The sequence below is a fragment of the Bradyrhizobium sp. genome, assembly GCF_049512235.1.
GTDB lineage: Bacteria > Pseudomonadota > Alphaproteobacteria > Rhizobiales > Xanthobacteraceae > Bradyrhizobium.
In genome coordinates this window covers 1-11,115 of the sequence record NZ_JBEKXH010000207.1, presented here as the reverse complement: position 1 = coordinate 11,115, position 11,115 = coordinate 1, and the positions used below count along the sequence as shown (strand labels likewise).

The window sequence follows — 11,115 nt, the reverse complement described above, 5'->3', positions numbered from 1 at the left end:
CCGACCGGATGTTGTTCGAATTGAAGCTTGAGCTGGAAGCGCTCCGACGCGGCGCGCAGGACCTCCAGGGTCGCCCCCGTAATCTCCGGCCCGATGCCGTCACCCGGCAAGACCACGATGTGCATGAGATCTCCCGAAGTGTAGGATTGTTGATGCTCGCGTGACCCGCTCGAAGTTCCCTTTTTCTCGCATTTTGTCTCCTGTTGGGCTACCCAGGCGGCTTCGAAATCTGCATGCAGGCCGATCCGATGACCGCAACGCGCGCAAGAACATCCCTTCACGGGGATCCTGGCCGGATGGCGCCCGTAATGCGTAACCTCGCCGCCGTGCTGGCCGCGACAATCGTACTGATCCTGTCGATATCAGGCCGCGCGCTGGCCGAGCAAAGCTATTCCTTCGACAGGACGCCCGGCAAGCTGCCGAAAACGGTTATTCCCGTCCATTATACAATCGAGCTCACGCCCGACCTTCAGAACCTCACCCTTGCGGGCGTCGAGGTCGTCGACATCGAGGTGCGCGAGCCAACCGCGCGGCTGATGCTGAATGCGGTTGACATCACGTTCGGTTCCGCCACCATCGATGACGGCACGCAAAACCCCGACATCGCGCTTGATGCCACAGCCGAGACCGCGACGCTCGGCTTTTTGCAACCGCTTGCGGCCGGCGCGCACCGGCTGCGGATCGGCTTCAAGGCCAAGATCAATTCGTTCGGCCGCGGACTCTTCTTCGTCGATTATCCGACCGAAAAGGGTAGCAAGCGGATGCTGTCCACCCAGCTCGAGCCCGCCGACGCCCGGCGGATCTTCCCGTGCTGGGACGAGCCCGCTTTCAAGGCGACGTTTGCGCTGACGGTTACGGTGCCGCGCGCCTTTCTGGCGGTGAGCAATATGCCGGTTGCGCGCGAAGAACTGCTCGCGCCCGATCTGAAGCAGGTTGTGTTCGCGCCGACGCCGAAAATGTCGAGCTACCTCTTCGTGCTCGCCACCGGCGAGCTCGAACGACTGACGGCGGAAGCCGATGGCGTCAGTGTCGGCGTGGTCACCACCGCCGGCAAGCGCGAACAGGGCCGCTTCGCGCTCGATAACGCGGTCAAGCTGCTCGACTACTACAACGGCTATTTCGGCGTGAAATATCCGCTGCCCAAGCTCGATCTGATCGCGGTGCCCGGCGGCTTCGGCGGCGCCATGGAGAACTGGGGCGGCATCACCTTTTTCGAGAGCCGGCTGTTGTTCGACCCCTCCAGCAATGCGGCCACGGCGCAGCGCGGCATCTTCAGCATCCTGGCGCATGAGATGGCGCATCAATGGTTCGGCGACCTCGTCACCATGGGCTGGTGGGACAACCTCTGGCTCAACGAGGGCTTTGCCAGCTGGATGCAGGAAAAGGCGGCTGCGCATTTCTATCCGCAATGGCAGACCTGGCTCAACGGCAACGGCCAGAAGCAGTACGCCTTGACGCTCGACGCCCGGCGCACCTCGCATCCGATCCAGCAGCCGGTCGCCGACCAGAGCGAGGCCATGGCCGCGTTCGACGGCATTACCTACAACAAGGGTCAGGCGGTGATCCGCATGCTGGAGAGCTATCTCGGCGAACAGCCCTTTCGCGACGGCATCCGCAACTACATGGCCGCGCACGCCTATGGCAACACCACCACGGCCGATCTCTGGCAGGCGCTCGAGAGCGCGGCCGGCAAGCCGGTGACGGGCATCGCCGCGTCCTTTACCGAGCAGGACGGCGTGCCGCTGATTATCGCCGAGACCCGCTGCAGCGGCGCTGCGCAGCGCATGACGCTGCGGCAGGAGCGGTTTGTGATCGCGCCTTCCGGATCCCCTCCCGCGTCACCGCGATCCTGGCAGATCCCGATCGCTGTCGGGCCGATCGGCGCGGGCCGAGCCGCCGAAATTGTGTTGCTGGACGGCTCGGCCGAAATCGCCGCCGGCAGCTGCGGCGAGCCGATAAAAGTCAATTTCGGCGACGTCGGCTATTACCGGGTCGAGTACGGCCCCAACAGCCGGGCAGCCCTGGCGAAGTCATTGACCCTGATGGCGCCGGAAGATCGTCTCAACTTCATCGCCGACGGCTGGGGTCTGGTGCAAGCCGGCCGCGCCGGGGCGCCGTCTTATTTCGCCCTGATTGAGGCGATCGGCGCCAACGACCGCCGCGCGGTATGGGATCAGGTGATTGGCACCTTGAAGGGCCTCGATCGCCTGGCGCGTGATCGCCCCGAACGTCCGGCGCTGCAGTTCTATGGACGTACAAGATTGCGGCCGGTGTTCGACCGTTTGGGCTGGGACGCCGGCGGCTCGGATGACGACGACGCGCTGCTGCGCTCGAGCTTGATCTCGGCGCTCGGCGAGTTTGGCGACGGCGATATCCGCGCCGAGGCCGAGCGTCGGTTCGCGGGCTTCCTGCAGAACCCGCCATCGCTGCCGACCGCGCTGCGCGATGCGGTCACCCATCTCGTCGGCATCCGCGCCGACAGCGCCAGCTACGACACGCTGCTGGCGCTGGCGCGCAAAAGCACCGCGACCAACGAGCGCCTGCGCTATTACTACGCGGCCGCCAGCGCGCGCGACCCGGCGCTTGCCCGCGCCACGCTGGCGCTGACATTGACCTCCGAGTTACCGAGCACGATCGTCGACAGCGTGATCAATACGGTCGCCTCATCCGGCGAGCAGCCCGATCTGGCCTGGGATTTCGTGAAGGCGAATTTCGATGCACTCGCCGGGAGGCAAGGACCTTCGTTTGGCGACTTCTTCATTGCCAACTTCATGACCAATTTCAGCGATGACGCCCATGCCGCCGAGCTCAAAGGCTTTGCACCTGCGCAGGCGACCTCCGGCGGCCGGGTGATGACGGCGCGCGCGCTGGAAACGATTGCGATCGCGGCCGATCTGAAGACGCGCGCGTTGCCGGCGATCGATGCCTGGATCAGACAGCATGATGGCGGGCCGCCCTGAAGCGACAGCGACCCGGCCCGAGCCATGACAGAGGACCGCAGCAAAATCCCAGTATTACTACGTAATCGAGAAGCGGAGGCCCCTTAACCCTATTACAGCCTTCGGGCGCGATGGTGGGCTGTCCGAATCGGACAGGATCAAGTCTGGGATTTTTCGCGATGCAGCGCGTGCGCTTTTCGATTGGTCTCCGCATTTACAGCATCATCGGCCTCAGCTTCTGCGGCCTGATCGGGTTGGCGGCGATGCAAGCCAGCAACCTTGCGGACTCGCTGAAGCAGCAACGACAGAATGAGCTGAGCCACCTCGCCCAGATTGCGCTGAGTATCGCCCGCGAAGAATACGACGCATCGGTGCGTGACCATTCTTCCGACGATCTCGCGCGAAAGACAGCCGCGGCCCGTATCTCGAAACTTCGATACGGCGACGGCGACTATTTCTGGATCAACGACCTAGGCCCACGAATGATCATGCATCCGGCCAAGCCAGAGCTGAACGGCCAGGACCTGACCGACAACAAGGACCCCAACGGCAAACGGCTGTTCGTCGAATTTGTCAATGTTGTAAAAAAGCAGGGCTCCGGCTTCGTGGACTATCAATGGCCAAAGCCCGGCAAGGACGCGCCGCAGCCAAAACTATCCTATGTCACGGGATTTGAGCCATGGGGCTGGATCATCGGCACCGGCGTCTACATCGATGACTTGCAGGTTCAACTCTGGGATAGCGCAAGGACCGTCATCGTTGCTGCGCTGATCGTGATCGGCTTGCTGGGTACGGTCACGCTGATCATTGCGCGCAAGATTTCCTCGGCATTGGTTGCGATGACGTCGTCCGTCACCAAACTCGGTGAAGGTGATTTTGGTATCGAATTGCCCGGGCTCAATCGCGGCGACGAACTCGGCGACATGGCGCGCTCTATCGAGCAATTCAAGGTCAAGGCCGCCGAAAAAGCTCGCAATGAAGCTGTTCTGGAAGAAAAGCAGCAGCAGATTGCCGAACGGAATAAAGGCAAAGCCCTGAAGGAAATGGCAGATAACGTCGAGCGCGAAACCAACGCCGCTGTCGGCGAGGTCGCGGCCGGGACCGAGCGGATGGCCAACAACGCGGCGTTGATGACCGACAGTGCGCTATTGCTCGGCGAGAACAGCAGCAGTGTCGCGGCTGCCGCGGAGGAAGCCCTCGCCAACGCCCAAACCGTTGCGAAAGCGTCCTCCCAACTAAGCGCGTCGATCGCGGAAATCGCGTTCCAGGTAACTTCATCAAGGGCGTTGATGCTTGAGGCCGTGACGGCATCGACAGAGGCGCAGACCACCATTGCGAAGCTTTCCGAGGCCGCCGCAAAGGTCGGCGCGGTGACCAATCTGATCAGCGAGATCGCAAGCCAAACCAATCTGCTTGCCCTCAACGCGACCATCGAAGCCGCGCGGGCTGGCGACGCAGGGCGTGGCTTTGCCGTGGTCGCCGCCGAAGTCAAGTCGCTGGCGGAGCAGACTGCCAAAGCCACCAGCGAAATCGCCCAGCAGATTGCCGAAATCCAAGGCGCGACCCAGGCGTCCGTGGCCTCGATCATAGGCATTGCCGAGGTTATTCAAAAAGTCGAGTCGGTTTCTTTGATCGTCGCCGCCGCAATCGAAAAGCAGAACAGCGTTACCGTCGAAATATCCCGAACCGTCGAGGAGACCTCGCATGCCGCCCGCGAGGTCGCCGCACAGATCGTCTCGGTATCCAATGAGGCCATTGAAACCGGTCGACGCGCTTCGGAAATCCGCGACGGATCAGCCGAAATCGCCGGCAAGGTCAACGAACTTCGCGCCACACTTGTCCGGGTGATCCGCACCTCAACGACAGACGCAGATCGCCGAATCTCCTCCCGCATCGATATTCGCCGTCCGGGCACGCTAAAGCTTGAGGGGAGATCGGGCAGGGTAATGGTTCGAGACCTCTCCCTTGGAGGTGCGATGATTGACGAAACTCTTCCCAACACGCCCGTCGATACCCCGATGATATTGGTAATCGATGGTATTTCGGCAGAGTTGAGCGGTTTTGTTGCGCGTAAGGACGAGACCGCGACGCTGGTCAAATTCAAATTGTCAGAGCAGGCCAACAGGATCGTCAGCGAGGTCGTTTCTACCCAGCGAGCCGCCTGAATCGGGATCGGCCTTCTCGGCCTGTTGTTTCACGGGCAGAACTTTTTCAAATTCTGCAGGTTCCTCGTTAGGAACTTCGTTCACAGGCTGTGGCCTAGCGCAGCCCAACATTTGATCCCTGACGGCGCGACGATGCTCCGAACCGCCGGATGTGTTTCCTCCCCACGCGGTTCCTCATTAACGAACAGTGACTGGCCCGAGGGCTCGCTCCCACCTGCAGAATGTCGGGTAGCCGACGGAATGGCTCGGTGGAACCGTCGCTACTCCACAATGTTCCGCCAGCAACAATGTGAGGATCGAATGCCTGCCGAATTCGGCAGCGACCGCGATGTCGAGACGGGTTGAAACAGTTGCTTCCGCGGTTAAACTTCTCGCTTTGAACGGAGCGTCGGGTGAAAGATTCAAGCGAACCCATCGTGGCAGGGAGCCGCTCTCGCATGGGCGATTTTCTGGCAGGAGGCGGTGAATTGGGCGGCCTCATGAGAGGTCACAATTGGAGCGAAACGCCCCTTGGGCCGCCCCATCATTGGCCGCAAAGCCTGAAGATGGCTGTCAGGATCATGCTGACCTCCCTGCAACCGATTTGGATCGGATGGGGCAAGGAACTCATCTATCTCTATAACGATCCCTACAAGTCGATCATCGGCGGCAAACATCCCTGGGCGCTTGGCAAGCCGACGCACGAGGTATGGCGGGAAATATGGCCCGACATTGGTCCATTGCTCGAAACCGCCATGGGAGGCGATCGCGGGACGTATGTCGAGTCTCAGCTTCTCATCATGGAGCGCAATGGATACCCGGAAGAAACCTACTACACCTTTTCGTACAGCCCCATTCCCGACGATGACGGCAGCGTCGGTGGCATCATCTGCGCCAATAGCGATGATACCCTGCGAGTCCTGAGCGAGCGGCAAATTGCCCTGTTGCGCGAGTTGTCGGCAAGCACGGCGAACGCGCGGTCGTGGCAGGATGCCTGTCAGCAAAGCGCGAGCGCACTTGCCACCAATGCACGCGACGTACCGTTCTCGATGCTGTATTTGGCCGAGCCGGACAGCAGCATCATTGCACTGGCGGGATCATCGGGCATCGACGCGGGCCATCAAGCGGCACCCGTTACGCTGGAACTTGCGAATTCCGCGCCGTGGCCCATCAGGACGGCTCTCTCCACTCATGAAGCGCAGGTCGTCTCCGGCCTGGACGAGCTGTTCGCGGATCGTCTTCCCGCCGGCGCATGGGATCGTCCGCCGTTTCAGGCGGCCGTGCTTCCGATCCTGGCGACCGGAGAGACCGGGCGTTCAGGCGTTCTGATTGTCGGCTTGAATCCGTTCCGGTTGTTCGACGAAAACTATCGCGGATTTCTCGGCCTGGTGGCCGGCCAGATTGCGGCCGCCCTTGCCAACGCCCAAGCCTATGAAGAGGAAAAGCGGCGCGCCGAAGTCCTGTCGGAGCTGGATCGCGCCAAGACCACGTTCTTCTCGAATGTCAGCCACGAATTCCGCACCCCACTGACGTTGATGCTGGGACCCATCGAAGAACTGCTGGCGACGGCCGGAGCGACGGACCCGGCGCGACCGCAACTGGAACTGGTGCACCGCAACGGCATGCGGCTGTTGCGTCTGGTCAACAGCCTGTTGGATTTCTCCCGAATCGAGGCGGGACGAATGCGGGCGAATTTCGAGCCGACGGATCTCAGCGCGTTTTCCGCCGAAATAGCCTCGGCCTTTCGCAGCGTCATCGAGAAGGCGGGTCTGCGTTTCACGATCGATTGCAGACAGCTGTCGCAGCCGATCTACGTCGATCGCGACATGTGGGAAAAAATTCTTCTTAATCTTCTTTCCAACGCCTTCAAGTACACGATATCCGGCGCAATAACAGTTTCAATATCCGACTCTGACGACGGCACGGCCGCGCTGCTCCGCATCGCAGATACCGGGATAGGAATTCCCCAGGGCGAACAACCGCGGCTGTTTGAGCGCTTTCATCGCGTCGAAGGCGCCCAGGGAAGAAGCTTCGAGGGAACCGGCATCGGTCTCGCTTTGGTCCAGGAACTTGCCCGCCTGAACGGTGCAAGTATCGCGGTTGAAAGCACGCTCGGACAGGGCACCACCTTTACCGTCCGTGTTCCCTTTGGACACGCACACCTGCCGCAGGACCAGATAAGTCAATCGAATTCGTCGGCTGTCCCAATCAAGGCGCAACCATACCTGGACGAGGCGCTTCGCCTGCTTCCAGGGTTGGAGGCCGGCCTCACACCTGCCGAGACGGCATTGGCGACCGAGGAACAGCCCCGGGACTCGCTCCCCGGCTTCGGAAAACGTGTTCTGCTGGCCGATGACAATGCGGACATGCGTGACTACGTCCGCAGATTGCTGGAAGCACAGGGCTACGCCGTCGAGACCGCGGAGGATGGCGAGGTCGCATTGGCTTCGGCACGCCGATCGCCACCGGATCTGGTGCTCACCGACGTCATGATGCCGAAGCTCGACGGCTTCGGTGTGTTGCGGGGAATTCGGTCAGACGCCAAATTGGCCGGAACGCCTGTGCTGATGCTTTCCGCCAGGGCCGGGGAAGAGACGAAAGTCCAGGCACTGGACGCCGCCGCGGACGATTATCTGGCCAAACCATTTGCCGCCCGCGAACTCCTGGCCCGGGTCAACTCGAATATTCAGATGGCGATGGTCAGAAGGGATGCTGCCCGTTCTGTCATGCAAAGCGAACAGCGATTCGTGATGTCGCAGGAGCGCCTGACCCTTGCATTGTCGACCGGGCGTGTCGCCATTTACGACTGGGACGTTGCAAGCGACCGCTTGAGCATTCAGGGGCCTCTCAGCGAGGTATTTGGTGCGACGCCGGAGGACGCCGCGAATGGACTTCCGCTGAGCTCGATCGTTGAAGGTATTCATCCCGATGATCGCGAGTCCGTCATGGCTCTGATCGCGCGCACGGTGGAAACCGGTGAGCCGTTCGAAGCGGAGTATCGCGTTCGAGGCGGCGCATGCCCGCGCACCGTATTGTCGCGGGGGCACATCTCCGCGGGATCATCCGGCCAGAAGATGTTTTCAGGTGCATTGATCGATATCACCGAAGAGAAAGCCGCCGAACAGGCGCTTCAGCGCGAGTTGGAATTTCGGCGACGCGCCGAAGCCAAGCTTCAGGCCATCAACAGCACGCTGGAGCAGCGCGTCGAAGCCGAAGTCGCGGAACGAATCAAGGCCGAAGAGGCTTTGCGCCAGGCCCAGAAAATGGAGGCGATCGGGCAACTGACCGGCGGTGTCGCCCATGACTTCAACAATTTGCTCACGGTGATCATGGGCGGTCTCGACACCATCCGCCGGTCAAAGCCGGAGGATCACGCCCGCATCAAGCGGGCGACCGACATGGCCCTTCAAGGAACCCAGCGCGCGGCGAGTCTGACCGGGCGACTGCTCGCCTTTTCGAGGCGTCAGCCGTTGGAGCCGAAACCGCTGGAGCTGAACGTTCTCGTCCGTGAGATGACCGAACTGCTTCATAGAACGCTGGGTGAGCCGATCGAACTTGAGGCCGTGATGGCCCCCAGGCTTTGGCCGGTTGAAGTCGACCAGAACCAGCTCGAGAGTGCCATTCTCAACCTGGCCGTCAATGCACGGGACGCCATGCCAAACGGCGGCAAGCTGACCATCGAAACAGCCAACACGGCGTTGGACGAGTCCTACTCCGCCAGGGATACGGAGGTCGTTCCAGGCCAGTATGTGATGGTATCCGTCAGCGATAGCGGTTCGGGGATGTCCAAACAGACGCTGGATCGTGCGTTCGAACCATTTTTTACAACCAAGGAAGTGGGGCGCGGAACGGGCCTCGGACTCAGCATGGTCTATGGATTTGTAAAGCAGTCGGGCGGACACGTCACGTTGTACAGCGAGGAAGGTCAGGGCACGACGGTGAAACTCTATTTTCCCCGGTATAGAGGAGAATTAAGTGCTGTTGACGCCGGCGAATGGCTGCCAATTCCTGTTGCGAGCCGCGAGGAGGTCATTCTGGTCGTCGAGGACAGCGAAGACGTACGCTCCTATAGCGTGACCATCCTGCGCGAGCTCGGATACAAAGTACTTGAGGCAGGCGATGCCGAAAAGGCCCTGCAGATCCTCGAAGGCACCGATCGCATCGATCTATTGTTCACCGACGTGGTGTTGCCGGGGAAGAACGGACGCGTGTTGGCCGATTCCGCAAAGCTCTTGCGGCCCTCCTTGCGCGTTCTGTTCACGACAGGCTACTCACGTAACGCCATCGTCCATCAAGGCCGCCTCGATGCCGATGTTCATCTCATCAGCAAGCCGTTCACTTTTGATCAGCTCGCAGCGCGTGTGCGCGACGTCATCGATCTACCGGTGTTGAAGTAGGCATTGCATGGGATTTTCAAGCCGTCATGGCGAGCCACCGGCTCGGCGCAAGGCGCCGTCCGGTGAGCGAAGCCGCGTACGCCGCGCTATGGATTGCTTCGTCGCAAAAGCTCCTAAAAGAAAAACGCCTTAATGCATTGATTTTTCGCGTAATGACGGTTGAAACAGGGCGCCCACAAGGGCGCCCTACGTCATGTCGATCCCGGTAGCGGCGACCCTCATACGCGCCAGCTTAAGAACTCGTGTCCCGGACGCTGGCCGCGTAGACGGTGGGCTCCCTCTCCCCCCAAGCGAAAGCGTAGCTTTCGCCGGGGCGGGAGAGGGTTGGGGTGAGGGGGGGGGGCACCGCATCGGGACCGCCCGAGTGGTCCCCTCACCCCTGAGTCTTCAGTTCGACGACGAGCTGGTCGCGAACGCTCCGGAAGAAACGGGGCGGTAGAAAGCCATAGAGCCATTTTCCGGAACCCGGGACGCGATTGAGATCATTCGGCCAATACTGAATATTGCATTCCGAGATAATGAGCCAGCAATCGTCCGGAATACCGAGATGCAGCCTCACCTGGTGCGGGATTTTCACCGCGCGCTGCGCGGCGCGCGGAGGCTTGGTGCTTATCGGAAGATAGATGACCTCCTTCAGATAAAGAGGCTCTTCCAAGGGCGACCGAGGGTCTGACCTTATCTTGACAAACACCACGCAGGCGGGCCGGTCCTTCCGGGGTTGTTACCATGCCTGCTTCCGGCTCTGGCAAATGATCCGTCACGACGGCAACAGTCTAGTCGAGAAGCTTGTCTAGATGATTGTGCCTTGCATCCATCTCGGCCGTTGCCAGCTCATCAGCAAGATCATTTGGAAGTTCGGCGAGCCTGTATGCCCGGGCGGTCGCCGCCTTTTCGAGCCTCTCAAATTCGTCGATGGACATCAGAACATGTCGCCTGCGACCACGATGCGTTATCGCGATCGGATAACCGCCACGACCGTCAGCCGTCGCCCGGCCGACGGCATCGCACTTCACGACGGGTCGACCGGCGGGCCGAAATGATGCGTACCGCCTCCCGCTCAGCCGAAAGTTCGACATAGGTATGCACGACCACCAGCAGCTGGTTCGCGGCGTCTCGCCCCATGGTAACCCACTCCTCCCCTGCGCCAGACTCATTGTCCAGAAGCAGCGCCGTGATGGATGGGACCACCGATCCTCAAGGAATCCCTGATGTCGCGCAGCCCGTCACGGCGGCGCATTGCGCCGACCGGTTGGATGGTCCGGGCCAGGCTTGCTTACGGCAAACAAAAAACCCGCGACCGATATCTCGGCGCGGGCATTTAGCTCTTGCGATGATGAAAATATACCGGTGATTTGCCCGACGTGTCAAATTGTTCCGGTCCTGCGAGCTAACAAATACGTTGTGCAAAAAAGATACGCGCCCGACGCGCAAGATCCGGTGTGATTTGGGCTGTCAAGCCCCAAATGGAAAAATAAATATGTTCACTTTTCGTTCGAATCAGTTATAGTCCCACCCGTCTCGTTCCAGATGAGGGGCGTATCGCGATCGTCAGACACGCGGGATGAGATGCGGTGGACGCGGCAGCGTCGGGCTGGCCATGACATGGCAGGGCAGGATGTACATTGAGGTCGCCTG

Annotated in this window: 7 protein-coding genes; 3 read left to right on the top strand and 4 right to left on the bottom strand. The window is 60.8% G+C overall.

The genetic code is table 11. The annotated features are described in order from the left end of the window. The coding region (locus ABSG20_RS19360) for an isocitrate/isopropylmalate family dehydrogenase (RefSeq protein ID WP_423866121.1) at positions 1 to 125 on the bottom strand (125 nt) is incomplete at its 3' end. A 171-nt stretch (positions 126 to 296) separates the two neighbouring features. Here ABSG20_RS19360 and ABSG20_RS19355 point away from each other — a divergent pair. The 3 genes from ABSG20_RS19355 (at position 297) to ABSG20_RS19345 (ending at position 9,480) form a co-directional block, all read left to right on the top strand. Continuing rightward, entirely contained in the window at positions 297 to 2,960 is a 2,664-nt protein-coding gene (locus tag ABSG20_RS19355) for a M1 family metallopeptidase (protein ID WP_423866120.1), read from the top strand. 158 nt (positions 2,961 to 3,118) lie between these two features. Further along, positions 3,119 to 5,104: a cache domain-containing protein gene (locus ABSG20_RS19350; RefSeq protein ID WP_423866119.1), complete on the top strand. Its 1,986-nt coding sequence runs from the start codon at positions 3,119 to 3,121 to the stop codon at positions 5,102 to 5,104. 437 nt (positions 5,105 to 5,541) lie between these two features. Further along, positions 5,542 to 9,480 (top strand): ATP-binding protein, encoded by a 3,939-nt coding sequence (locus ABSG20_RS19345; RefSeq protein WP_490338328.1) that lies wholly within the window; start codon positions 5,542 to 5,544, stop codon positions 9,478 to 9,480. Between the two features lie 373 nt (positions 9,481 to 9,853). Here the strand turns inward: ABSG20_RS19345 and ABSG20_RS19340 are convergent, their stop codons facing one another. The 3 genes from ABSG20_RS19340 to ABSG20_RS19330 all read right to left on the bottom strand — a co-directional run bounded on the left by ABSG20_RS19340 (position 9,854) and on the right by ABSG20_RS19330 (position 10,668). Then, positions 9,854 to 10,174 (bottom strand): hypothetical protein, encoded by a 321-nt coding sequence (locus ABSG20_RS19340; RefSeq protein WP_423866117.1) that lies wholly within the window; start codon positions 10,172 to 10,174, stop codon positions 9,854 to 9,856. 79 nt (positions 10,175 to 10,253) lie between these two features. After that, positions 10,254 to 10,556 carry a type II toxin-antitoxin system prevent-host-death family antitoxin gene (locus ABSG20_RS19335; RefSeq protein ID WP_423866116.1) on the bottom strand — a complete coding sequence of 101 codons (303 nt, stop codon included), beginning with the start codon at positions 10,554 to 10,556 and terminating at the stop codon, positions 10,254 to 10,256. Next, positions 10,459 to 10,668, bottom strand: a complete 210-nt coding sequence (locus tag ABSG20_RS19330) for a BrnT family toxin (RefSeq protein WP_423866115.1) — start codon at positions 10,666 to 10,668, stop codon at positions 10,459 to 10,461. The genes ABSG20_RS19335 and ABSG20_RS19330 overlap by 98 nt, the downstream gene beginning before the upstream one ends. Between the last annotated feature and the right edge of the window lie 447 nt (positions 10,669 to 11,115).